23 protein-coding genes are annotated in these 24,703 nt (G+C 60.4%); 6 read left to right on the top strand and 17 right to left on the bottom strand.

The genetic code is table 11. The features are described from left to right. Window positions 1–66: 66 nt before the first annotated feature. From adk to recR, 3 genes are all read right to left on the bottom strand, one after another. Window positions 67–711 carry an adenylate kinase gene (adk, locus tag AC1IN8_RS02725; protein ID WP_025326667.1) on the bottom strand — a complete coding sequence of 215 codons (645 nt, stop codon included), beginning with the start codon at window positions 709–711 and terminating at the stop codon, window positions 67–69. A 253-nt stretch (window positions 712–964) separates the two neighbouring features. Beyond that, the gene (gene htpG / locus AC1IN8_RS02730; RefSeq protein WP_479757954.1) at window positions 965–2,878 is read right to left on the bottom strand and encodes a molecular chaperone HtpG; all 1,914 of its coding nucleotides are present in this window, start codon (window positions 2,876–2,878) and stop codon (window positions 965–967) included. Window positions 2,879–3,159: 281 nt separating this feature from the next. Next, the gene (gene recR / locus AC1IN8_RS02735; RefSeq protein ID WP_025326665.1) at window positions 3,160–3,759 is read right to left on the bottom strand and encodes a recombination mediator RecR; all 600 of its coding nucleotides are present in this window, start codon (window positions 3,757–3,759) and stop codon (window positions 3,160–3,162) included. 801 nt (window positions 3,760–4,560) lie between these two features. On the opposite strand from recR, the gene hypF reads away from it, so the two are divergent. The 5 genes from hypF (at window position 4,561) to hypA (ending at window position 9,839) form a co-directional block, all read left to right on the top strand. Further along, window positions 4,561–6,978: a carbamoyltransferase HypF gene (hypF, locus tag AC1IN8_RS02740; RefSeq protein WP_479757955.1), complete on the top strand. Its 2,418-nt coding sequence runs from the start codon at window positions 4,561–4,563 to the stop codon at window positions 6,976–6,978. Between the two features lie 5 nt (window positions 6,979–6,983). Beyond that, window positions 6,984–7,235: a HypC/HybG/HupF family hydrogenase formation chaperone gene (locus AC1IN8_RS02745; protein WP_479757957.1), complete on the top strand. Its 252-nt coding sequence runs from the start codon at window positions 6,984–6,986 to the stop codon at window positions 7,233–7,235. Further along, window positions 7,229–8,341 carry a hydrogenase formation protein HypD gene (gene hypD, locus AC1IN8_RS02750; RefSeq protein ID WP_479757959.1) on the top strand — a complete coding sequence of 371 codons (1,113 nt, stop codon included), beginning with the start codon at window positions 7,229–7,231 and terminating at the stop codon, window positions 8,339–8,341. The genes AC1IN8_RS02745 and hypD overlap by 7 nt, the downstream gene beginning before the upstream one ends. Window positions 8,342–8,426: 85 nt before the next feature. Next, window positions 8,427–9,431 (top strand): hydrogenase expression/formation protein HypE, encoded by a 1,005-nt coding sequence (gene hypE, locus AC1IN8_RS02755; RefSeq protein WP_479757961.1) that lies wholly within the window; start codon window positions 8,427–8,429, stop codon window positions 9,429–9,431. A 66-nt stretch (window positions 9,432–9,497) separates the two neighbouring features. Next, the gene (hypA, locus tag AC1IN8_RS02760; RefSeq protein ID WP_216972722.1) at window positions 9,498–9,839 is read left to right on the top strand and encodes a hydrogenase maturation nickel metallochaperone HypA; all 342 of its coding nucleotides are present in this window, start codon (window positions 9,498–9,500) and stop codon (window positions 9,837–9,839) included. On the opposite strand, the gene AC1IN8_RS02765 is transcribed toward hypA, so the two are convergent. Further along, complete coding sequence (locus AC1IN8_RS02765) at window positions 9,817–10,197, bottom strand: hypothetical protein (RefSeq protein ID WP_479757963.1); 381 nt, start codon at window positions 10,195–10,197, stop codon at window positions 9,817–9,819. The two genes, hypA and AC1IN8_RS02765, sit on opposite strands and share 23 nt — an antisense overlap. Here AC1IN8_RS02765 and hypB point away from each other — a divergent pair. After that, window positions 10,078–10,908, top strand: coding sequence for a hydrogenase nickel incorporation protein HypB (hypB, locus tag AC1IN8_RS02770; RefSeq protein ID WP_479758453.1), 831 nt, complete (start codon window positions 10,078–10,080; stop codon window positions 10,906–10,908). The two genes, AC1IN8_RS02765 and hypB, sit on opposite strands and share 120 nt — an antisense overlap. A gap of 370 nt (window positions 10,909–11,278) precedes the next feature. On the opposite strand, the gene AC1IN8_RS02775 is transcribed toward hypB, so the two are convergent. The 13 genes from AC1IN8_RS02775 to AC1IN8_RS02835 all read right to left on the bottom strand — a co-directional run bounded on the left by AC1IN8_RS02775 (window position 11,279) and on the right by AC1IN8_RS02835 (window position 24,701). Further along, window positions 11,279–11,920, bottom strand: a complete 642-nt coding sequence (locus AC1IN8_RS02775; RefSeq protein WP_479757965.1) for an ATP-binding cassette domain-containing protein — start codon at window positions 11,918–11,920, stop codon at window positions 11,279–11,281. Next, window positions 11,920–12,708 (bottom strand): ATP-binding cassette domain-containing protein, encoded by a 789-nt coding sequence (locus AC1IN8_RS02780; protein ID WP_479757967.1) that lies wholly within the window; start codon window positions 12,706–12,708, stop codon window positions 11,920–11,922. The genes AC1IN8_RS02775 and AC1IN8_RS02780 overlap by 1 nt, the downstream gene beginning before the upstream one ends. Continuing rightward, window positions 12,702–13,517 carry an ABC transporter permease gene (locus AC1IN8_RS02785; protein WP_479757969.1) on the bottom strand — a complete coding sequence of 272 codons (816 nt, stop codon included), beginning with the start codon at window positions 13,515–13,517 and terminating at the stop codon, window positions 12,702–12,704. Before AC1IN8_RS02785 ends, AC1IN8_RS02780 begins: the two co-directional genes overlap by 7 nt. Beyond that, the gene (locus AC1IN8_RS02790; protein WP_479757971.1) at window positions 13,507–14,511 is read right to left on the bottom strand and encodes an ABC transporter permease; all 1,005 of its coding nucleotides are present in this window, start codon (window positions 14,509–14,511) and stop codon (window positions 13,507–13,509) included. The genes AC1IN8_RS02785 and AC1IN8_RS02790 overlap by 11 nt, the downstream gene beginning before the upstream one ends. Beyond that, window positions 14,496–16,112: an ABC transporter substrate-binding protein gene (locus AC1IN8_RS02795; RefSeq protein WP_479757973.1), complete on the bottom strand. Its 1,617-nt coding sequence runs from the start codon at window positions 16,110–16,112 to the stop codon at window positions 14,496–14,498. The genes AC1IN8_RS02790 and AC1IN8_RS02795 overlap by 16 nt, the downstream gene beginning before the upstream one ends. Before the next feature lie 104 nt (window positions 16,113–16,216). Then, window positions 16,217–16,759 (bottom strand): hydrogenase-2 assembly chaperone, encoded by a 543-nt coding sequence (gene hybE, locus AC1IN8_RS02800; protein ID WP_479757975.1) that lies wholly within the window; start codon window positions 16,757–16,759, stop codon window positions 16,217–16,219. Further along, window positions 16,741–17,271 (bottom strand): HyaD/HybD family hydrogenase maturation endopeptidase, encoded by a 531-nt coding sequence (locus AC1IN8_RS02805; protein ID WP_479757977.1) that lies wholly within the window; start codon window positions 17,269–17,271, stop codon window positions 16,741–16,743. The genes hybE and AC1IN8_RS02805 overlap by 19 nt, the downstream gene beginning before the upstream one ends. Then, window positions 17,271–18,974, bottom strand: coding sequence for a hydrogenase 2 large subunit (gene hybC / locus AC1IN8_RS02810; protein ID WP_479757979.1), 1,704 nt, complete (start codon window positions 18,972–18,974; stop codon window positions 17,271–17,273). Before hybC ends, AC1IN8_RS02805 begins: the two co-directional genes overlap by 1 nt. Beyond that, a complete protein-coding gene (hybB, locus tag AC1IN8_RS02815; RefSeq protein ID WP_479757981.1) occupies window positions 18,971–20,158 on the bottom strand; it encodes a Ni/Fe-hydrogenase cytochrome b subunit in 1,188 nt (395 codons plus the stop codon). Before hybB ends, hybC begins: the two co-directional genes overlap by 4 nt. Beyond that, a complete protein-coding gene (gene hybA / locus AC1IN8_RS02820) occupies window positions 20,151–21,200 on the bottom strand; it encodes a hydrogenase 2 operon protein HybA (protein ID WP_479757983.1) in 1,050 nt (349 codons plus the stop codon). The genes hybB and hybA overlap by 8 nt, the downstream gene beginning before the upstream one ends. A gap of 2 nt (window positions 21,201–21,202) precedes the next feature. After that, window positions 21,203–22,336: a hydrogenase 2 small subunit gene (hybO, locus tag AC1IN8_RS02825; protein ID WP_025326646.1), complete on the bottom strand. Its 1,134-nt coding sequence runs from the start codon at window positions 22,334–22,336 to the stop codon at window positions 21,203–21,205. A 649-nt stretch (window positions 22,337–22,985) separates the two neighbouring features. Continuing rightward, a complete protein-coding gene (locus AC1IN8_RS02830) occupies window positions 22,986–23,786 on the bottom strand; it encodes a lysozyme inhibitor LprI family protein (protein WP_479757985.1) in 801 nt (266 codons plus the stop codon). A gap of 117 nt (window positions 23,787–23,903) precedes the next feature. Beyond that, the gene (locus AC1IN8_RS02835; RefSeq protein ID WP_479757987.1) at window positions 23,904–24,701 is read right to left on the bottom strand and encodes a hypothetical protein; all 798 of its coding nucleotides are present in this window, start codon (window positions 24,699–24,701) and stop codon (window positions 23,904–23,906) included. Window positions 24,702–24,703 lie beyond the last annotated feature (2 nt).

The raw sequence follows: 24,703 nt of genomic DNA on the forward strand, positions 1-24,703 counted from the left end.
CGATTGCCCCCTGGCGTGGCAAGAGGATTGCCAGCACGCCGGGCAATGCCGGTGGCAAGACCAGATTTAGCCGAGGATCGCCGCCAGCTGCTGGCTGACCTGATCCACCGGCTGGGTGCCGTCGATCTTGACGTAACGGGTGTTGCCCGCTTCCGCTTCCTTGCCGTAGAAACCGATGAGCGGCGCGGTCTGCTGATGGTAGACATCCAGACGCTTGCGCACCGTGGTCTCTTCGTCGTCGGCACGGATCACCAGATCCTCGCCGGTCACGTCATCCTTGCCTTCCACTTTCGGCGGGTTGAACACCACGTGGTAGGTACGGCCGGAGCCGGAGTGCACGCGGCGGCCGCTCATGCGCTTGACGATCTCTTCGTCCGGCACGTCGAACTCCAGCACGAAGTCCACCACCACACCGGCATCCTTCATGGCCTGCGCCTGGGGAATGGTGCGGGGGAAGCCGTCCAGCAGGAAGCCGTTGGCGCAATCCGGTTGCGCAATACGTTCTTTGACCAGGCCGATGATGATGTCGTCGGAGACGAGCTGACCTGCGTCCATCACGGCCTTGGCCTTGAGGCCCAGCTCGGTGCCCGCCTTGATCGCCGCACGCAGCATGTCGCCGGTGGAGATCTGCGGAATACCGTGTTTTTCCATGATGAACTGAGCCTGGGTACCCTTGCCGGCACCCGGTGCTCCCAACAGAACAATGCGCATACACGCTCCTAATTGATTGGTTATTCAATTCTTGAGAAGGCAAAAAACTACACGTTTTCGCCCATATTAACAAGCTCGCCCCGTGTGAGTGGCCAGATTATCACCACTCCCTGGCGCCGTCTCTGCGACCAAAGACGCAGGCCCCTGCCACCAAAAATGATTGAAAATGCAGCAGTCACCAGGGCGACCGACGCCGCCCCGGGGGCGGCGTCGACCAAAAAAAAGCCCACTGCCTTGCAGTGGGCCAATCACATCACGCCTGGAGTAGCAGACGGTTGATACGGGAGACGAAGCTCGCCGGATCATTGAGCCCGCCCTGCTCCGCCAGCTGGGCCTGCTCGTGCAAGAGGGCGACCCACTCGCCGAACAGCGCCTCGTCTTCGATGGCGCCCAACTTCTTCACCAGGGCGTGGTCGGGGTTGAGCTCCAGGATGTACTTCTGCTCCGGCACCGGCTGACCGGCGGCGCGCATCAGCTTGATCATCTGGGTGCTCATGCCGTGGTCGTCGGTGACGATGCAGGAGGGGGAATCGGTCAGGCGGTGGGTGACACGCACCTCTTTCACCGCATCGGCCAGGCTCTGCTTGACCCGCGCCACCAGACCGGCGTTGGCCTTTTCAGCCTCCTCCTGGGCCTGCTTGGACGCCTCGTCCTCCAGCTCGCCGAGATCCAGCTCGCCACGGGTGACGGAGACCAGCTGCTTGCCGTCGAACTCGGTGAGGTGGCTCATCAGCCACTCGTCGACACGCTCCCACATCAGCAGCACTTCGACCCCCTTCTTGCGGAAGATCTCCAGATGCGGGCTGTTCTTGGCAGCGGCATAGGAGTCGGCGGTGATGTAGTAGATCTTCTGCTGGCCCTCCTTCATGCGGCCAACGTAGTCTTCCAGCGACACGGTCTGGGCCTCGCCCTCGCCGGTGGTGCTGGCAAAGCGCAACAGCTTGGCGATCTCTTCGCGGTTGGCGTAATCCTCGGCCGGGCCCTCTTTGAGAACATTGCCGAACTCGCTCCAGAACTTGGCGTACTTCTCGCCATCCTCTTTCGCCAGCTTGTTCAGCATGGTCAGCACCCGCTTGGAGCAGGCCTTGCGCAGGGAGGCGGTCACCTTGTTGTCCTGCAAAATTTCACGGCTGACGTTGAGCGGCAGATCGTTGGAGTCCAGCACCCCTTTGACGAAGCGCAGATAGGTCGGCATAAACTGCTCGGCGTCATCCATGATGAAGACGCGCTGCACGTAGAGCTTGAGGCCGTGCTTCTGCTCGCGGTTATAGAGGTCGAACGGTGCGCGGGCCGGGATGTAGAGCAGGCTGGTGTACTCCTGAGCCCCTTCCACCCGGTTGTGGCCCCACAGCAGGGGATCTTCGAAGTCGTGGGCGACGTGCTTGTAGAACTCCTGATACTCCTCGTCCTTGATGTCTTTGGGGTTGCGGGTCCAGAGCGCGGTGGCGCGGTTGACCTGCTCCCACTCGCCCGGGGTGCCGACTATGGTTTCACCGTCTTCTTCGCGATCCGGAGTGCCCTCTTTGAACATCTCCACCGGCACGCTGATGTGATCGGAGTATTTGGCAACCACGGCGCGCAGGCGCCAGTCGTCCAGGAACTCCTCTTCATCGCTGCGCAGGTGCAGGATGACGTCGGTGCCGCGACCCTCTTTGGTCACGTCAGCCACGGTGAAGGAGCCTTCCCCTTCGGATTCCCACTGCACGCCCTGGCCCGGCTCTGTGCCGGCGGCGCGGGAGATGACGGTCACCTTGTCGGCGACGATGAAGGCGGAGTAGAAGCCCACCCCGAACTGACCGATCAGCTGGGAGTCCTTGCCCTGATCACCGGAGAGGTGCTTGAAGAACTCGGCGGTGCCGGACTTGGCGATGGTGCCCAGGTGCTCGATCACCTGATCCCGGGTCATGCCGATGCCGTTGTCCGAGATGGTCAGGGTCTTGTTCTCTTTGTCCACCACCAGGCGCACGCGCAGCTGGCCGTCGTTTTCGAACAAAGAGGCATCGGAAAGCGCCTTGAAGCGCAGCTTGTCCGCCGCATCGGATGCGTTGGAGATCAGCTCGCGCAGGAATACTTCTTTGTTGGAGTAGAGGCTGTGAGCCATCAGGCTCAGCAGTTGTTTGACTTCAGTCTGAAAGCCGTGGGTTTCGGCGTGAACACTTTGGGTCATCGACCAGTCCTCAAAACGTCGGGTTGAACAGATTCCCAACCTAGATGGGGCTGGCCTTTCAAATATCAAGGGGCCAGTATGCAAACTTGCACACTGGCCCCTCGTCACAGGCTCAGTTGCCCATTTCTTGTACCATCCAGCCAAACCTGTTGATGGGCCGTCGCGAGAAGCCGTCAGCAAGGTGAAGAGCAGCGCAGAAACCGAAGTTTATAGGCATAAATGAGGATTCCGAGCAGCACATGAGCCTTGATCACGGTTTCGCAGCAGGCACATAAGCAGGTTTAGATGCGCTGACGCCCCATCAGGGAGTGGGAGAGCGTAGTGCCATCCACCAGCTCCAGCTCGCCCCCCACCGGCACCCCGTGGGCGATGCGGCTCACCTCCACCCCGGCGGCGCGGGCCATGTCGGCGATGTACCAGGCGGTGGCATCCCCCTCTATGGTGGGATTGGTAGCGAGGATCAGCTCCTTGATGTGCTCATCCTTGAGGCGCCGCTCCAGGATCTCCAGCCCCAGCTCCTCCGGGCCTATGCCGTCCAGCGGCGACAGATGGCCCATCAGCACGAAGTAGCGGCCGGAGAACTGGCCGGTCTGCTCGATGGCCGCCACGTCTGCCGGGCTCTCCACCACGCAGAGCAGACCATTCTCCTCGCGCTTGGGATTGGCGCAGATCTCGCAGCGATCGTTCTCGGTGAAGGTGCGGCAGTGGCTGCAATGACCGATTTCGGTCAGCGCCCGATTGAGCAGGGAGGCCAGACGCAGGCCGCCGCTGCGCTCGCGCTCCAGCAGGGTGAACGCCATGCGCTGGGCCGACTTGGGGCCCACGCCCGGCAAGACCTGCAGCGCCTTCATCATCTCATCGAGCAGGGGACTGAATTTCATGGGGATATCCTTTAAAGCCGCGCCGAAGGGAGGCGTCGGCCCGCTTGCCTGACGCGGCGCCGACTCCTCCATCCGAACCTATCTTGTTGGCGCAGGACTATACCCGAGCCGACCCCGGGCGCCAATGGCAGATCCCGCCAAATGGCCCCTCCCCCTTGCCACACAGATCCCCGGCACACCGGGGAAACCGGGCTGCCCCCCGTTTTCTGGCCCATGCAGACCCGACAAGGCCCACCCAGGGCTCAGAAGACGATAAAAAGCGCCCAAAATGTTTAGTTTTTCTATTCGGTTGATGAGTATCGTCAAATAAAACCAAACAAAAAAAACCTCCCGAGGCCAGCGCCCCCTGGCCGCGCCACCCTGCAGGGGCGCTATCGGGGCGCCCGATGCGCTGTGCCGTCACTGCCCCGTCGATTCCCCCACCTGATGCTGCTGCTCAATGACGAGCGGGCCCGTCTCGCAGGATCGCAAAGAAGCGCCGCGTCTGGCACTCAAACCGGTGCGAGATCAAGGTAATGGGGGGCACTGACCCGATAAACTTGGCCCCCGCGGCAGGGGCCACTCTCCTCCTTTCCCTGCCAAACCAAGGCCCCTTCCCCTCGCGGCGCCCATTGCAACCCGGTTCGTTGCACCCTGAGCCCGTGCCATGGCAGCAGGCCAGCAGACGGGAGTTCGATATCGCATGACATTCCCCAGGATGATCGCCGGATGGCCGGCCCTACCCTGCCCTCTTGTCATCGAGGCGGGCCATCTGCCCCCTTGTTCTCAGGTTGGGGCGCCAGCCCCCCTCAGGATGGCGCCATGACGACAAGGACCCCAACGAGCACCCGGCTGCGCCGCGAATTTCATATCGACGGTATCGTACAGGGGGTCGGCTTTCGCCCCTTCGTCTATGGGCTGGCACTGCGCCACGGCCTTGTCGGTTATGTGTTGAACGATGCCAATGGCGTCACTATCGGTGCCGAGGGTTCCCCCGAGCAGCTCGCCGCCTTTGCCCGCGCACTGCGGGAATTGGCACCTCCCTTAAGCCGCATCGATCACTTCAGCGAACGTGAACTACCTCAAGACGCTGACTCCGAACATAATCCCGACTACGACGGCACCTTTCATATCAAGGCCAGCCAGCAGCAGAGCGCCGCCACGGTCGCCATCTCGCCGGATCAGGGAATGTGCGAGGCGTGCGCCAACGATGTGGCCAACCCCAAAGATCGCCATCACCACTACCCTTTTACCAACTGCACCCACTGCGGCCCGCGCTACACCATCATCCGCCGCCTCCCCTACGACCGCCCCCACACCGCCATGGCGGGCTTTGCCATGTGTCCGCGCTGTGCGGCAGCCTATGAAAACCCGCTGGACAGACGCTACCACGCCCAGCCGGTGAGCTGCCCCGAGTGCGGGCCCCATCTCAGCTGGCGCAGCGGCCACGGCGATGCGCTGGCCGAGCGCGAGGATGCCCTGCAGGCTGCCGCCAGCGCCCTGCAAGCGGGGGCGCTGATTGCGGTCAAGGGGATGGGGGGTTATCACCTGATATGTGATGCTCGTAATGAACAGAGTGTGGTCAGATTGCGAACGCTCAAGCGGCGCCAGCGCAAGCCGCTGGCGGTGATGATGGGCTCCCTTGCCGAGGCCAAATTGCATGTCACCGGCGGCGAGGCAGAGTGGAAGCTGCTCGCCTCTCAGACCAGACCCATCACCTTGCTGCGCAAGCACAAAAACGATGATCGGCCGTCAGAATCGCAGCAGCCTGCGGCTCCGCTGGCCGAGGGGATCGCCCCCGGCATCCCCTACCTCGGCGTCATGCTCCCCTATACCCCGCTGCACCAGCTGCTGCTGGATGCCTGCGCCATGCCGCTGGTGGCCACCAGCGCCAATGGTCGCGGCAGCCCGATCCTGATCGAGTGCGAGGCGGTGATCAGGGAACTCGGGGGCGAGATTGACGGCATCCTGGATCACAACCGCCCCATCCTGCACCCGTGCGACGACAGTCTGGTGCAGTGGGCAGGCGGGCGGCGCCAGACGTTGCGCCTCGCCCGGGGCTATGCCCCCTGCACCCCCAGCCTGAAACAGGCGGTCAAGGTGCCGCTGCTGGCGGTCGGGGCGCAGCAGAAGAACCAGCTGGCGCTGGCTTTCGGCCGCCAGCGCATCTACAGCCCCTATATCGGCGATCTGCACAGCCTGCCGATGCAGAACCACTTTGAGCAGACCCTGGCGACCTTCCGCGATCTCTACGCTCTCAAACCCCAGCTGCTGGTCTCGGATCGCCACCCCGGCTACCTCAGCCACCAGTGGGCCAAAAGCTATTGCCAGGATCAGGATTCAACCCACCTCGAGGTGCAGCACCATCACGCCCACCTGCTGGGGGTGATGGCCGAGCACGACATCACGGGCCCGGTGCTGGGGGTGGCCTTCGATGGCACCGGCCTTGGCGATGATGGCACCCTCTGGGGCGGCGAGCTGCTGCTGGCCGATGTGAAGAGCTTCGAGCGGGTTGCCCACCTTCAGCCCTTCAAACTGATCGGTGGCGAGGCGGCCATCCGCGAGCCGGTGCGCCAGCTGCTGGGGCTGCTGTTTGAGTCGTATGGCGTGGAGCAGATCTGCGCCCTCGACATTCCGCTGATCAATAAACTGCCAGCCGAGAAGATCCGCAACCTGCATCAGCTCTGGCGCTTGGGTCGCAACGCCCCTTACACCAGCTCCATCGGTCGGCTGTTCGATGCGGTGGCAGCGCTCTTGGGGGTGATCGACACCCCAGATTACGAAGGCGAGGCCGGACTCTTGCTGGAGGCAGCCGCCTTGCAGCTGGCCCCCGATGAACAGCCCTTCCCCCTCGCCTTTGGCCTCAGCCAATCAGCAAAGGGGCCACTGCGTATCGAGTGGGCCGAGCTGATCCATACCCTTGTCAACGAGCGGCGCCAAGGCACCTCCAACGCCAGCCTGGCTGCCGGTTTTATCCACGCCGTCAGCAAGCTGGTCATCGCCCTGGCCGAGCGTTTCCCCGGCTATCCGGTGGTACTGGGGGGCGGCGTGTTTCAAAACCGGGTGCTGATGGACCAGCTGGTGCCCGCTCTCGAAGCCGCCGGCCGGCAGGTATTGACCAGCGAAACCCTGCCGCTCAATGACGGTGGCATCGCCGCCGGTCAGCTCTGGTTTGCCATCCACCATCTTGCCACGCATCAGCCTGTCACCACCGGTTGTGCCACCTTGTCGGAGTCCTGAAATCCATGTGTCTATCCATCCCCTCTCAGGTGGTGCAACTGCACCCCGAAGATAACTGCGTCACCGTCGACACCCTGGGGGTGCAGCGGCGCGTCAGCTGCATGCTGCTCGAAGAGCCTCTCAACATTGGCGACTATGTGCTGCTCCACATCGGCTTTGTGATGAGCAAGATTGACGAAGAGGAGGCGCAGGCCAGCCTCGGGAGCTTCCGCCAGATGGTGGCCCTGATGCCAAAGCAGGATATTTTGCCATGCTGACCCTCAATGATCTCTTTCAGGGCTTTCGCCAGCCCGAGGTGATCCGCGCCCTCGCCGCCCAGATCACCGAACTGGCCAAAGATCTGCCCGAGCCGCTGCGGGTGATGGAGGTGTGTGGCGGCCATACCCACACCATCATGAAATACGGCCTGCACCAGCTGCTGCCCGCCAGCATCGAGTTCGTTCACGGCCCCGGCTGCCCGGTCTGCATCATGCCCAAAGAGCGCATCGATCAGGCCATCGAGCTGGCTAGCCAGCCCAGCGTCATTCTGGTCACCCTGGGGGACATGATCCGGGTGCCGGGCTCCAAGGGCACGCTGGCCCAGCAACGGGCCAAGGGGAGCGATATCCGCCCGGTCTATGACCCCCTCGATGCCCTGCGCATCGCCCGTGAGAACCCGGAAAAAACCGTGGTCTTCTTCGCCATCGGTTTCGAGACCTCCACCCCCATGACCGCCGCCTTGCTGGCTGCCGCTGAAGAGCAAGGGGTCGAGAATCTGCTGTTTCATATCAACCATGTGCTGGTGCCCCCCGCCATTCATGCGGTGATGGCCGACGGGGTGGCCAAGGTGAACGCCTTTATCGGCCCCTCTCACGTCAGCGTCATCACCGGCGCCGATATCTACCTGCCCATAGTCCAACGCTATCAGGTGCCTGTGGTGGTGAGCGGCTTCGAGCCGGTGGATGTGATGGAGGCGCTCTTGATGATGGTGCGCCAGAAGGTGGAGGGTCGCTTCGCGCTGGAGGTGCAGTACAGCCGCGCCGTCACCGCCAGCGGCAATAAAGCCGCCCAGCGGCTAGTCGAGCGCTTTTTCGAGACCCGCGAGCACTTTCGCTGGCGAGGTCTGGGGGATATCAACGCCTCCGCCCTGCGCCTGCGCAATGCCTTTGCCAAACGCGATGCGGAGCGCCACTTCGCGCTCAATCAGACTCCCATCGATGACCACAAGGCGTGCCAGTGCGCCGATATCCTGCGCGGCCTGGCCAAACCGAACCAGTGCAAAGTCTTTGGCCGGGGCTGCACCCCGACCCAGCCCATGGGCAGCTGCATGGTCAGCTCCGAAGGGGCCTGCAATGCCTACTACCGATATATGGGGATCCAATGAGAGAAATTCAGTCAAGCCACGGCGGTCGGGTGATGAGGAGAGATGAACCAGCCTATTTCTGCAATCTTGTGGAGAACCAGACCCGATGAGAGAAATCCAACTTAGCCACGGCGGCGGCGGTGTCGAAATGAATCAGCTGATCAATCAGCTCTTCTTTCGCCACTTTGGCAACGAGATCCTGCTGCGCGGTGAAGATGCCGCCCTGTTGCCGGTAGAGGGCCCCGTCGCCTTCACCACCGACAGCTTTACCGTCTCGCCGCTCTTCTTCGAGGGGGGCGATATCGGCAAGCTGGCCATCGCCGGCACGGTCAACGATCTCGCCATGATGGGGGCCAAACCCGAGTATCTGAGCGCCAGCTTTATCATCGAGGAGGGGTTCCCCTACGCCGATCTGGCCCGCATCGTCGAGTCGATGGCGGCGGAGCTTGCCAAGAGCGGCGCCCGCATCGTCTGCGGCGACACCAAGGTGGTGCCCAAGGGGGCGGCCGACAAGATCTTTATCAACACCAGCGGGGTCGGCACCTTCCCGCTGCCTGAGCAGAGCCGGGGCATTTCGGTGCGGAGCCTCAAGGCCGGTGACGCCATTCTGGTGTCGCGGGATATCGGCAGCCATGGCGCCTGCATCCTGATGGCCCGTGACACCCTGCAGCTGGGATCTGATCTCAAGAGCGACTGCACCACCCTCTGGCCACAGGTCGAAGCGCTGCTAAAAGCGGGCATTACACCTCACGCCCTGCGCGATGCCACCCGCGGTGGCCTCGCCGCCGTGCTCAACGAGTGGAGCAGCGCCTCCGGCGTTGCCATCGAGCTGGAGGAGTCCGCCATTCCGGTGTGCGATCCGGTGCGCGGCCTGTGCGAGCTCTACGGTTTCGAGCCCCATGATCTCGCCAACGAGGGGACCATGGTGCTGGCCCTGCCTGCCGAACAGGCACAGGACGCGCTGGGTATCTTGCGGCAATTCAACCCCGCCGCCAGCCAGATCGGCGGGGTGCAGGCGAGCGATCGCCACAAGGTGATCCTCAACAACCCCTGGGGCAGCCGCCGTTATCTGGAGCTGCCGCAAGGGGAACTGCTGCCGCGGATCTGCTGATCGGCCATGCCGTTCAGCCAATTACAGGGGGGAATAACTCCTCCCCATATCGGTTAAGGAGCCACCATGCACGAAATGTCTCTGGCCATGGCCGCCATCGATCTGGCGGCCGAGCAGGCCACCCAGCGGGGCTTTAACAAGGTGACCGCCCTCTGGCTCGAGGTCGGCAGCTTCTCCTGCGTCGACCCGGACACCATTGCCTTCTGTTTCGAGGCAGCCGCCAAGGGCACCGTGGCCCAAGGCGCCCAGCTTCACTTTCAGCACCAGGCGGCAGAGGCCTGGTGTTACGACTGCAACCAGACGGTCACCCTCACCGAGCGCGGGCAGGCCTGTCCCGAGTGTGGCGGATACAAATTACGAGTCGCGCAGGGCGATAGCCTGCGCATCACCGACATCGAGGTAAGTTGATATGTGTAGCGTATGCGGATGCGGCCAGGCGCGGATCGCCGGCCATGAGCACGATCATGAGCATCATCACGAACATGAACATCACCATGAACATGGTCATGAGCACGACCATCATCATGCTTATGACGCGCATCACCATCATGACCACGAGCAGAGTGCGACGCGCACCCTGATCATTCACCACCACTATCACCATCAGGGGGATGTTCATCACCACTACCACGGGGTGCGGGCTCCCATAAGTCATGAGGGGCATGATCACCCCCATGAGCACCACCATGAGCCCCCCCACGGCCATCATCATGATCACACTCATCACCACGGTCATTCCCACGCGCATCCCCATGACCATGACCATGACCATCAGCAGGGCTCCCTGCACTACGGCAAGGGGGAAGCGGGATTGTCGGTGCCCGGCATGGGGCAGCGCCAGCTGATCGCCATCGAGATGGACGTGCTGGCCAAGAACAATGCCCTGGCGGCCCACAACCGCGAGCACTTCGAGGCCGCCAGACAGCTGGTACTGAATCTGGTATCGAGTCCGGGCTCGGGCAAGACCACCCTGCTGTGCGAAACCCTGCGCCAGCTGGCCGACAAACGCCCCTGCGTGGTGATCGAGGGGGATCAGCAGACCAGTGCCGATGCGGATCGCATCCGTGCCACCGGCGTCCCTGCCGTGCAGATCAACACCGGCAAGGGCTGCCATCTGGATGCCAAGATGGTCCACGACGCCTGCCACCAGCTGCCCGCCAATAAAGGGGGCATCCTCTTTATCGAAAACGTGGGCAATCTGGTCTGCCCCGCCAGCTTCGATCTCGGCGAGAAGTACAAGGTGGCGATCCTCTCCGTCACCGAGGGGGAAGAGAAACCGCTGAAATACCCGGACATGTTTGCCGCCGCCCAGCTGATGGTGATCAACAAGATCGATCTGCTGCCCCATGTCAGCTTTGACGTGGCCCGCTGCATCGAGAACGCCAAACGGGTCAACCCCTATATCCAGGTGATCCAGGTCAGCGCCACCACAGGCGAAGGAATGGATGCCTGGCTTAACTGGCTGGCCAGTGCCTGAACCGGTTAAACGCCGCTGATAACGGTAGAAAACAAGAGAGGGAGGCTGATGCCTCCCTCTCTTTTATCTGCGAATCTTGCCCGCCGTGCTATCTGCCCAAAATGGCCAGCGTTTCATACTCGCCCCCCTCACCCTGACCCTCTCCCCAGGGAGAGGGAACCGGTCTGTGGATGCTCCGTTCCCGTCTCAACAGGGAAAGGGGAACCTGTTCATGGATGCTCGCGAGATGCTCGAAGTACGCACAGCCCCCCAGAAAGTCTGTGGGCATAACAACCCGCCCCGTTTCCCAACCCCGAGCCTGACGAGATGGCACCTTCTGCTCCCTTCTCCCCTTGCGGGGGAAGGGCTGGGGATGAGGGGGAACTAACCCTCAGGCCGCATTTTCAGCCAATACACCAGTCACGGGCTGCATCTCCCCAAAGCGCAGTACCCGATGGCAGATCTGGCGCAGCAGTGCCTGCTGGTGACTGAAGACAAGCATGGCGAGCCCGCGCTGTTCGCACTCAACCATCAACTCCCGCCAGAGCTGGCGCTGTATTTGCGGATCCAGCTGGGCGGTCACCTCGTCGGCAATCAGCAACCGGGTGCGGGGATCGAGGGCGCGCAACAGCGCGATGCGGGCCAGCTCACCACCGGAGAGTTGACCGGGTTTACGACCGAGCCACGCAGGCTTGACCATAAAGCGGGCAAGCATGGCGTCATCGGGGCGCCATACATCCCAGAGCGCCTGCCCGGTGGTGCGGTAGGGGTTGAAGGTGAGCTCAGGATGCTGGGGCACCAGCTGGATGGGGTTATAGCCCTTCACCGGTTCGGCCAACGGCTGCCCATCCAGCAGGATCTGCCCGCCAGCACGAACCGGTTGCCAACCCGCCAATACCCGCCCTAGGGTGGTCTTGCCATGGCCGCTTGGCGCAGATATCCCTAGCCGCTCCCCCGCTTTCACCGTCAGCGATAACCCCTGCCAGAGGGGGCGTTCCCCCTGGGCGATAGTAAGATCTCGTACTTCAAACATCAGGACACCTCCGGCACGGAGAAGATCGCATTGAACTCGGGCAGCGCCTGCCAGTGAGCACGGAGCATCTCGCTCCCCTGCCCCTGGCGCAGATGGTGGCAGCTCAAGGTGTCGCTCACCTGCCCCTGATGGAGCGCGACGATGCGATCGGCAAAACGGGCCGCCAGCGCCAGATCGTGGGTGACCCAGAGGATACCGCTGCCCTGATTGGCCAATTCACGCAACTGGCTGAGCAGCTGGCAGGCCAGCCCCTCGTCGAGCCAGGCGGTGATCTCGTCCGCCAGAATGTAGCGGGCACCGCCGAGCGCCGCGGTGCAGGCCAGGATGCGCTTGGCCATGCCGCCGGAGAGCTGGCGCGGGTATCTGTCCAACGTGGTGGCGGGCAGCTGGTAGCGCTGCAACTGCTGGCCGAGCCGCTCGCGGGAAGCGTTCTGACCGCACAGACGCGCCGCGCGGCCCAGCTGGCGCTCCACCGTCAGCAGCGGATTGAGGGCGCTCACCCCCTGCGGCACATAACAGAGGGTGTGGCCGCGCAGACGGGCCCGGCTGGCATCGCACAGAGGCGTGCCATCAAGAGAGATGGCGCCGCGCATGCGCAGATTGTCCGGCAGCAATGTCAGAGCGCTTTGCAACAGCAGGCTCTTGCCCTCGCCGCTTCCCCCCACCAGCGCCACTATTTCCCCCGGCGCCAGTTGCAGGCTGATATCGGTCAGCAATGGCTGCCAGCTACGCCGCCCCAGCCAGGAGTAGTGGGCCGCCTCTATGGTCACATGGTCAAAACTCAGCATGGTTCACTCCTGTGCCACAGCAGTTGTTGCAAAGCACGGGTAGCCTGATCAAACAGTAAAACCAACGTCAGCAGCATCAGACCGGGGAAGAGAGCCAGCCACCAGCCGCCGCCGGCCAGATAACGCAGGGCATCGGCCAGCAGCAGACCCAACGAGGCCTCGTGGGCCGCCAGCCCAAAGCCGAGAAAGCTCAAGGCCGCGCTGTGCAGCACCGCATGGGGAAACATCAGCAAGGTGCCGATAAACCACTGAGGCAACAACCCCGGCAGCAGGTGGGTGCGCCAGCGGCGCAGCGCCCCCATCCCCTGACAGCGGGCCAGCACCACATAGTCGCTGCAGGCGATCCGCCGCGCCTCAGCGCAGAGAATGAGCGCCAGCTTGGGCCAGTGGGTCAGCGCCACCGCCAGGATCACCCCGCGCATGCCCCCCCCAACGACGAAGCAGATCAGGATCAGCAGCAGCATATGGGGCAGCGCCAGCATGGCGTCGATCACCATTCGCACCGCCGCATCACACCTGGGGTGAATGAGCGACACGCTTGCCGCCACCATGGCCAGCAGGCCGCTGCACAGGGCCGTACTGATCCCCAGCTCCAGACTGGTGAGGGTGCCCTGAAACGCCCGCAACCAGAGATCCCGCCCCATCTGATCGGTGCCGAACCAGTGAGCCAGCGAGGGGGGCTGCTGGCGCGCCAGCAGATCCATCGGCACATCCTGAGCCGACAAGCTCCAGCCGTAAGTGGCCAGCAGCGCCAATCCTATCAGGGCCACCCCAAGGCGCACGATGGAGGGGAATGGATTAAACAGCATGCTCGCCCTCCCAGCCCCGATTGATGCGCGCCAGCAGCAGGCTGGCCACCGTGTTGCCAATAAAGACCAGCAAGGTACAGAACAGCACGATGCCCATCAGCAGGGGGATATCTCCCCGCAGCCCCGCATCCACGGTGGCCTGGCCGAGACCCGGATAGGAGAAGACCTTCTCTGCCAACAGGGATCCGCCAATCAACTCACCGAGGGAGGCAAACTGCAGGCAGAGCGCCGGAGTCAGGGCGTGGCGCAGCACGTGAAAGCGCAGCATGGGCCAGCCGCCATCCCCCTGGGCGCGGGCGTAGCGGATAAAGTCGCTCTCCAGCACCTCGGCCACCCGCGCCCGGGTATGCAGCGCGATATTGCCAAGCCCCAGCAGGGCCAGGGTTGTGACTGGCAGCAATAGATGGCGCAATCGCATCAACCAGTCCACCTCATCGGCAGAGAGGCCAGGCGTCCAGGCGCAGCAGACTGGCAGTAGCGGCCAGTGCACCGCAAACAGCGCCAGCAGCAACAGGCCCACCCAGAAGGTGGGCAAGGAGGCGAGCAGGTAGGCAAAACGGCAAATCAGGCGATCGGGCCAGCGATTGAGATAGCGACCGGCGCAGAGCCCCAGCAAAATCCCGAAAAAACCGGAGAGCAGCCAGGCACCCGCCAGCAGCAGGAAGGAGGCGGCAAAGCGCTGGCCAATGACCTCACCCACTGGTGCGTTGTAGAGCATGGAGTAGCCGAGATCTCCCTGCAGCACCTGGCTAAACCAGTGCCAATAGCGCAGCCAGAGCGGCTGATCCAGCCCCCAGCGGGCGGCAATGCGGGCGTACTGCTCGGGCGGCACGTGCAGCAGATCGTTGCCGATATAGGCCTTGATGGGATCGATGGGGGAGTAGCTCAGCAGCACAAAGGTGGCGACAGAGACCAGACATAACAGCCCTGCCAGTCGCAGCAGGGCTTTCACAGTGACACTCATCATAGTGGACGAACTTAGCGGCACGTCCACCGCCAATCAGAGAGGTTGTTGAGGAGTGACCAGCTACCGTGGATCTCCGGCGCCCCCTTGCCAAGGTCGATGCAACGGTTGGCGAGATAGGTATGCTGCACATTGAGCAGCCAGGCCCAGGCGGCATCCCCTTGCACCCCGGCACCTGTCTTGCCATCCCACTCAACTTGCTGCCAGAACGGTGCGGCCGCCTGCCAGTCGGTGGCATCCAGCGCCTGCTTGAGGTGGCCATCCACCACCGGGTTGCTGTAGTAACCCGGGTTGTAGAACTCAACGCCACCGGAGCCGCTCTGGTAGTGGTGATAGAGCTCCATGGGATCCAGACTCCCCCACCCCATCAGCACCGGATTGGCGTGCATCTCGCGCTCCACCTGCTCCCAACTGCCGGACTTGAGGCTCACCTCGAGGCCGATGGGTTTGAGCATGGCCCGCACCGCTTCCGCCAGATCCCGGCGGGTGCTGTCACCGCTGGTGTACCAGAGGGTAAAGGCGGCGCGCAGGGAGCCCTTGTGGCGAATGCCGTCACTGCCCATCTTCCAGCCCGCCTGGTCGAGCAGGGCGTTGGCATGGGCGACATCCCCATCCTTGAAGGCGGTGGCTTTGCTTTGCCAGGGCAGGCCTTCTACCGCGCTGTAGGCAGGAATGGCGTGCCCTTCCAGCAGTTGATCGGCCAGCAGCCTGCGGTCGATGGCGTAGTTGATGGCGCGGCGCACCGCCACGTCCGAGGTCACGTCGTTGCCGATGGGATAACCCTTGGCATCCTTGCCACCCGCCGGCGGAATGGGGAAGACGATGCCGCGGTTCTCCACGCTTGGCCGCACCCAGAGTTTGAGTGAGGCAGGGACTGTGGGCGCCAGCGACGGGGCGATGCGCACCAGATCGAGTTGATTGCTCTGGGCGGCGGCATAGGCGCTCTCTTCGTCGATAAAGACAAACACCAGCCGCTTGAAGTCGTTGTTCCCACCGGCGTAATAGGGGTTCGCCTCCACCACCAGTTGCTGGCCGGGCAGGAAGCTCACCAACCGGTAAGGGCCTGCGCCGACCGGCTTTTGGGCATACGCTTTTGCGTCGTAATCCTTCTTCGACACTATGCCGAGGGATCCCAGCACGTTGACAAAGGTACTCTGGGGGGCGCTCAGGGTGATGACCACCTCGGTAGGCGAGAGCACCTTGGCCGAGACAAAGTTGCCCATGTCGATCTTGCCGCCGCCCTTGGCCGCGCTGTTGTAGGTAAAGGCCACATCCTCGGCGGTGAGCGGCGCGCCATTGGAGAATTTCAGATCCGGCTTGAGGCGGATAAGCCACCCCTTGCCATCCTGGTTCGGGGTCACCGATTGGGTGAGCAGATTCTGCCAGCCGAGATCGGCGTTTTGTTTGAGCAGCGGGCTGTGCAGCAGCAGGTAGCTACCGTGACTCCAGCCGAGCAGGGGGTCAAACCCTTCGGTGGGCTCGCTACCGATGGCGAGCTTGAGCTCGGCGGGCACAGGCTGGGCGGCCTGCACCGATTGAGACATGCCCGAGAGCAGGGTCAGCAGGAGGGTGGCAACCACAGGGGCGCCATAAGGGCGAACCTGGTTATGGGTATGACGGGGGATGGTCATAAGACTCCTTATCCATCTGAACCGGGCGACGCAGGGCGCCGGGCGACACATCGAACGAGGGGGGCCGACAGGGGCCCCCGAACTATGGTGGATGAGCCCTGAAACTAGGACTCGGTGGCCCCTGGCCTCTGGCCGCGCCGCGCCCCGAATAGCCTTCTGCGCCCCAGATCCACGCCGCTTGCTCCTTGCTGAACCGGCAAGGAGAGCAGCATCCTGAGGGTGCCGCTCACCAGCGTTCTCCCCTGATCAGCCCCGAGATGGGGATCGAGCGGCGACATCAGCGAGCAGGCCAGCAGTTGCCCCGTCTCGGGCAATGCACCCACCATAAAGGTCAGGTTGCCGCAGGGGAGCTGCAGGGCGAGCCGTTCGCTGCTGCTGCGCACCGGCCACAGCTGATCCGGCCCCGGTAGCACCACCAGGCTCAACATCCAGGGGGTGAGCACACAGCCGAGCCACTGACCTTCAAACAGGCTGCACTCCGCAACTATGGGCATGGTGGCGTGATAGAAGGGCAACGCCTGCATCTCTTCGCGAGCGATCCGCTCATACTGGGCTACCAGCAAGGGCGCGGGATCGGTGGCAAAACCCGAGAACTCCTGCACGCGTTCTTGCACGGCATCAAGCTCGCTTAAATGGGACTGCGCCATAGGCCCTCCCGTGCTTGTTCGGCTTTCTCCTGCTCGGAGAGCGGGATGGCGGGGGCGCCAACACTGGCCAGCAGGGTCAATATCCGATCCGTCGCCTCCCCCAGCGCCGCCGCCACTAGCGGGGTGAGGCCGATACGGGGTTCGAGGGATTCAGGCTCTATGCCGATCAGGGTGAGCCGCTTGGGGGATTCCCCCGTCATGTGCAGCGCCGACAGCACGTCCGCCAGCCCCAGCTGGTGCGGGGAGATCTTGCGACCGAACAGGGTCGGGATCTCCTCATCCTTCAGGGTCACGACGGTGCCCGGCGGGTTACCGCTGCGCACCGCGTCCGCCAGTATGATGTGGTCGCGACTGGCCATGACGTCGAGCAGCTCCATGCCGGCGGTGCCGCCATCGAGCAGCTCGATGCCGGGGGCGAAACGGTAGTTGCGCCCCAACCCCTCGACGATGCGCACGCCGACGGCCTCGTCACTCAAGAGCAGGTTGCCCACGCCCAGGATCAGGGTGTTCATCACAGCACCTTCACCTGGGTCGTTTCGCCACCTTGGGTATCCACCACGTGCACCGCGCAGGACATGCAGGGGTCGAACGAGTGGATGGTGCGCACCACCTCCAGCGGCTTGGCGGGATCGGCCACCGGGGTGCCCACCAGCGCCTGCTCGTAGGGGCCGGGCTCGTCATTGAAGTTGCGCGGGCCCGAGTTCCAGGTCGATGGCACCACCGCCTGATAGTTGGCGATCTTGCCCTCTTTAATGACCACCCAGTGGGAGAGCATGCCGCGCGGCGCCTCCTCGAAGCCCACCCCGCGAAACTCCTTGTCCGCCGGGATCTCGGCCTTGATGTAGGCGCTGACATCCCCCTTGCCGATGTTGTCCACCAGCGCCTTCCACTGGTGCGCCAGGGTGTCTTTGAGCACGCAGCAGCGCACCGCCCGGCCGATGATGCGGCCCAGGGTGGAGTGCAGCTGTGCAGGTGTGATGGTAGAGCCGGTGAGCGTCTGGTAGAGACCGTTCAGCTGATCGAAGTGCGCCACCGTCTCCGGGTGCTTGGCGGCCAATTTCACCAGGAGGTCTGCGAGTGGCCCCACCTCCACCACCTTGCCGTAGAAAGTGGGGGATTTGACCCAGGAGTATTTGCCGTCATCCTGCCAGCCGGTGTAGTCGGGCTCGGTCTTGCCCTCCCACGGCTTGAGAGGTTCGTCCTCCTTGTACCAGGCGTGCTTGTTGCTCTCGGCGATGCCATCCATCAGCCAGGCGTCCTGATGGCTCTCGATGGGACGATACCCCGCCAGATTTCCATTCTCGATATAGCCGCCCGGCATCAGGAAGCTGCCGCCGTTGGCGTCGGTGGGGAGCTCCGGCACGCTCAGATAGTGCTTGGCCCCCTGCCCCAGATTCAACCACTCGGGGTAGTGAGCGGCGATGATGGCGGCATCCACCTTGTAGACCTGCTCGATAAACTCGCCGAGCCGGTCGATAAAGCTCTTCACATAGAGCAGCCGCTCGAGGTTGAGCACACTCGGTGCATCCAGATTGATGGGGTTGGCCACGCCGCCCACCGCCAGATTCTGGATGTGCGGGCTCTTGCCCCCCAGAATGGCGACGATGCGGTTGGCATCGCGCTGGCACTCCAGTGCCTGCAGGTAGTGGGCCACGGCGATGAGGTTCACCTCCGGACTAAGCTTCATCTCCTTGTGACCCCAGTAACCGTTGGCGAAGATGCCAAGCTGGCCGCTCGCCACCAGCGCGCGGATTTTATCCTGCACCTTGGCGAGCTCCTCAGCACTGTTGAGGGACCAGGTCGATACCCCCTTGAGCAGGTCGGCCGCTTTTTGCGGATTGGCCTCAAGGGCCGCCGTGATATCCACCCAGTCCAGCGCGGAGAGTTGGTAGAAGTGGACGATGTGATCGTGGATGTTGTGGGCCGCGATGATGAGGTTGCGGATGTACTGGGCGTTGACCGGCACCTTGGCGCCGATGGCGTTCTCCACCGCCCGCACCGAGGCGATGGCGTGAATGGAGGTACATACCCCGCAGATGCGCTGCACTATCATCCAGGCATCGCGCGGGTCGTTGCCCTTGACGATCTCCTCCATCCCGCGCCACATGGTGCCGGACGACCAGGCCTTGGTGACGACGCCGCCTTCGATTTCGCAGTCGATACGCAGGTGCCCCTCAATGCGGGTGATGGGGTCTATGGTGATACGTTGGCTCATACGTTGGCTTTCCCTCGGGCCTGATAATCTTGGTGAACACGTTCAAGTGATGGCAGTACCGGCAGCAGCCGGATCAACAGCAAATAGGCACACACCTCGATGGCAACGAAGCCCAGGGAGATCAGCACCTCCTCCGCGGAGGGGAAGTAGTGGTAGCCATTGCCGGGGTTGAAGGCGAGCAGGGAGTAGTCCAGTCGCCAGAGGGCTGCGCCCAGCAGCATGCTGAGGGCCCCCAGGAACAACATGCGCGAATCGCGGCGGCTCTTGTCCCAGTGGAACACCAGCAGCGGGAAGATCATCAGCGCGATCTCGCTCCAGAACATCAAGGCGTAGCGATTCCACTGGGAGAGGTATTCCGACTTGTCGTTGATGACGATCTCGGCAAAGCGCAGCGCCACAAACAGGATCAGGAAGATGTCGATCACCTGGGTCAGCTTGTAGAAGAGCGACTTCTCGTTGGGGCCCCGCCCCGCCAGCCCCGCCTGCACCAGAGAGCCTTCGAACACGACTATGGAAAAGCCCATGATGAAGGCGGTCAGCAAGGAGAAGACCGGCAGCAACTCGTAGCTTTGCCAGAGCGGATGTATCTTCTCCCCCGCCACTATCATCAACGAGCCCATCGAGGATTGGTGCATGGTGGGCAACAGGGCCCCCAGCGCCAGCACGAAGAACATGATCTTGTTGAGGCGAATGAGTGACGCTTTCCAGCCGAACTTCTCCAGCAGCACGGGCGCAAACTCCAGCGCCATCACCCCGATATAGATGGTCATGCAGACCGCCGTCTCGAACAGCACAGAGGAGGTGTTGAAGTGACCAGGCAGGTAGAAGTAGGGCAGGTTCCAGTAACGCCCCACATCGATGGTGATGGAGAGACCACCGAGCGAGTAGCCGAACAGGCTCGCCAACAGTGCCGGTCGCACCAGCGGGTGATACTCGCCCCGGTTGAACACATAGACCGCCCAGGCCAGCGCCCAGCCGCCACAGGCGAAACCGGTGCCGATCAAGAGATCGAACGAGATCCACAGCCCCCAGGGATAACCGCCGTTAAGATCGGTGACCGAACCCAGCCCGAAGAAGAGGCGTTTCAAGATCAACATGCCGCACAGCACGGCAAAGGGGGCCAGCACCAGTACCGGCCAGCTGACCAGCTTGCCGCCGAGCGGATGCGCCTTGTGATTACTCATGATCCTTGCCCCCCTTTGCTGAACTCTGATCTTTAATCTGAGCGCTGCTCTGATCATGACCATCATCGTGATGGTGATCGTGACCGTTCTTCTTGCTATTGCGACGAATCAGCACCGAGAGTCCAGTCAGCACCACCATGGGCAGCACCATCCCCTTGTAGAGGGTGTGCTGGATATGCTCGGAGCGAGCACCGGAGGAGAGCTCCGGCAAGTCGGGCATGTCGAGCTTGGTATAAGGCACCCCGGCCAGCACCAGCACCTGGGTGCCGCCCCCCTCCTTCTCGCCATAGACGTAAGGCTGGTAGTTGGGCACTTCGTGCAGATAGGGGTCGTTGGCCTTGAGGGTCTGGCGCGGGTAGGCATATTCGCTGCCCGGGGTCGCCAGCAGGCGACGCTTGGCTTCGGCCATCAGCTCCTCGCGGGTGCCGAAGATGACGGCGCCGGTCGGGCACACCTCGACACAGCCGGGCAGTTTGCCCCGATCAATCCGCTCAAGCCCCTTCTGGTTGCAGAGCTCGCACTTGTGGATCGCCCCCAGCGGATTGTCGTAGTCATATTTGGGCACATCGAACGGGCAGCCCACCATGCAGTAACGGCAGCCGGTGCAGACGTCCGGATCGTAGTGAACGATGCCGGTCTTGGGATCTTTGGTCAGCGCCTGCACCGGACAGACAGAGACGCAGTTGGGATCGACACAGTGCATGCACTGCTTCTTGATGTAGGCGTAGCCATCCACCAGCTGATCCTTGTGCTCACCCGTGCCGCTCTTCCACACCTGAATGATGTTGTTGGTGTAGGGGGTCAGTTTGTCGTTGGTGGACCAGGTCTGTGCGCCCTCCGGATTGGCCGGGTTGCCATTCAAACGCTGACACTCCGCCACACAGGCCTGACAGCCGACACAGAGGGTGGAGTCATACAACATGCCGAGCGCCCCGGGAATGGGCGGCTTGTTCTTGGCCGCCGCCATGGCGCTGCCGGGCACGGCAGCCCCTGCCGCCAGTGCACTGGCAGAGGCAAACTTTAGGAAATTGCGTCTGTTCACGGTTACTCCTCCCGTGATGGGTGCTGCCCGGCTTCGTGGCGCTTCTGCTGGCGACCGAGTTCACGCACCGTCATCAGACTCACCCCCACCAGCACCCCGAGGGCGCCACCGATAAGACCCGTCGCAGTGGGCGAGGTATAGCCCCCCTCCTGGATCTTCACGTCGGGTTTATCCACCCGCGGAGTCGGGTTCTCGACCTTGGCGAGCTGGAAGATCCCCTTGCTGAAACCGACGCCCTGCTCGTTGCAGCCATAACAGGGGTGGCCGATGCCGACCGGCCAGATGCCGCCGCCCACATCGCAGAACTCCAGGGTCGAGCAGTTGCCATAGGTCTCCGGTCCCTTGCAACCCAGATGGTAGAGACACCAGCCCTGACGGTGCCCCTCGTCGCCAAACTCCTTGGCAAAACGACCTGCGTCGAAGTGCGGACGACGCTCGCAGTTCTCGTGGATCAGACGCTCATAGGCAAACAGCGGACGCTTCTTGCTATCCAGCGCCGGCAGCTTGCCGTAGGTAATGTAGTAGGCAACCGTGGTGAGGAAGTTGTGGGGATTGGGCGGGCAACCCGGAATATTGATGATGGGGGTGCCGATATTGCCGAGGGCTTCTTCCAGACTGACGGCGCCGGTCGGGTTGCCACCGCTGGCAGGCACGCCACCCCAAGCGGAGCAGGAGCCGATGGCGATGACCGCAGCCGCATCAGCGGCGGCACGGCGAATATGGTCGACGATGGGCTCACCGGCCACCATGCAGTAGACGCCACCATCTTTCAGTGGAATGGATCCATCCACCACCAGCACATACTTGCCTTTATAACGCTTGATGGCGTTGTGCTTGTTCTCTTCCGCCTGATGACCAAAGGCCGCCGAGAGCACCTCGTGGTACTCCAGCGAAATGGTATTGAGGATCAGGTTCTCGATGGTAGGGTGGGTGGCGCGCAGCAGTGACTCGGTACAGCCGGTGCACTCCTGCGCCCCAATCCAGATCACCGGCGGCCGTTCGGGGCTGGTGAGCGCGGTGGCCATCTTGGCGACGGCATTCTGACTTAATCCCAGGGTTGCGGCCATCCCGGCACACAATTTCATAAAATCACGGCGATTAATCCCATGAGCCGATAAAAAAGTATCCTCGACCATTCTTTTTATTCCCGTCAGTGAGCATTGTTTGACAAATGCTTAATGGCGGGAATGCTATGCCTCCCCCTCCCCCTTTATGTTGATCTCCATCAAGTGGAAGGTCATTAGCCACCGATAAAACTCATCACCACAAAACAAAAAAATCCATATGCAGCAATAGGTTATCGAAAATCATTCTCAACCAAAAAAACACCCATTAGGGGGTATCAACTGAACGACTGGAATTAAAAACATTTAAACTTCGGTTCGCTAGCAGGGTTCATTCATCAAAATAGAAGCGATGTCACAGAATCATTTTTCCGTGGCTGATATTGGGTGTTTTCGAAATTTGGCTGACAATTTTTCAAGGAGAGAGGGGTGAGTGAGTCAGGCAGGAAAACCGGCAAGATAGGGGCAATGAATTAATCAAGCTACCCAGCTTATCAACAACATCTACAGACTGCCGCATTCGATAGCTATTTGCTGATACTGCGCCCCGCACAGAGCACTGCCAACCTCCTTCTCGCCAACTCCCAACAAACGCTGAGCACAGCAATCCGTACCAAGGGAAAAAAATGAAGAGACGGTGATGCGGCCACTGTTGCGTGATAGCAGATATAAAAACACCGGCCAGAGGCCGGTGTCAGGGAATATTTATAACTGTAAATTCTCACTGTTTTCCGCTTAGATATTTTGCACGACTTTTGGTCATTTCAGCTTGACATTCATACCTATCAACCTGCTCCGATATGGATAGATCTGCAAGGTCTACAGATTCAATCTTGCCGCACTTACTTTCTTTTCCCCATATCCATGCTATTTGCTCATCTTTCATAGATGACCGAAATGATGCAGGAATAGACCTCCAAATTTTATTCAAATGAGCATCTTCTACCTCATAGGATTGCTTGGCAATTGTCACTCTAGATGGATCATTACTCCTAATTATTTCATCTTTCCTAATCGCTAAATACGATGAACTAGCCAGTGACATGGGGGCATAATAAGTTCCACCAAAATCTACTGAAATATCTTTTTCATTGTCGGCCAGCCTTATACCATATGAGATATTTTTCCATGATAAATCACCATTTTTATACAATCCGTGGCTTTCTCTGATAAATTCTGAAAATACTTCTGGGACCTTCTCTGAGAGCTCTTTCAATTCAGCAGGAACAGTCATCGATACAGTCGCTATACACTTCAGCTCTTGCGCTGAACCACCTGTAGTCGATACATCAGATATGCTAATGGGTAATATTGCGACTTGATTTTGAAAACGTTCGAGTTTATCTGCCGAGACCGACATTTTAGACAAAGCACTGTCACGCAGTGCCTCCGTCACAGCGAGTACGGAATCTTCGCGACCACATTTGAAGGGAGGTTTTTCTTCTTTAGAGTCAAAAAGTCCGGCATTAGCTATGCTCGCCGCCCCTAAACCCAGAATGACAATAAATAATTTTAACTTCATATATTTTTAATCCTTAATAAAATCTTCATCGAACTAATGACAATTAGATAATCGAAGCATATAGTGAAACTGATGAATTAACTTTCATTGGACATATAAACCATTAATAACTCTATATTATACTGGGTTTATTGAAACATCTATCTCCTTAACTGTTTCTGAACCGATGAAACTTATTGATTTATTATCATAATCGTAAATTAAATAACCGTCTCTTTTCGCTGAAGGCTTACCATATACTTTTAGGACGTCAAGCATTTTACTTCCCACAAAAATCCCCCTACTACTAAATCCTATATCTCCCTTGATAGTAATCCTAGTTATTCTATAATCATCAAAATCTCTTTTTGTTTTATCATAGTTAAGATTCGACGACTCTATATATATAGAGCCAAAGTCGTGTTGATAAAATTTATAATCAACCCCATTTACAGTTCTAAATAAATCTATGTATTTATTCCCACTATCTATTTCAGTAAAGTTAGCAAACACCCACGCTATGTCACTGTAACTACTATCAATATGTATTTCAGCACCATTGAAATCTATAAAAAAATCACCTTCCCTCACATTTAAATTATCTGTCGAAGCACTATCTTTACTTATCCGAGGTGATTTAACCCATCCAGCATGTATTTTTCCATTTCTATCTAAAAAATTTATATATTGGAAATCATTATATGATGCATATGATACTGCCTTATCACCATTAATGATGAAAATTTTCTTTGACTTACACTTTTCGAGTGGGAAATCATAAAAATAAGTTCTCCCTTTCGATGTTACAACGACTTCTGACAAGCCATAATTCACGCCTTCAGAGTCAGTTTCAGCATTCGAAAAACTCATTTTTTCACACTCAGATTGAGCACTGAAAGAAAGCAGTAAAAAAACAAGAGAAAATATATTTTTCACCA

The sequence above is a fragment of the Aeromonas sp. 130281 genome (assembly GCF_056642115.1).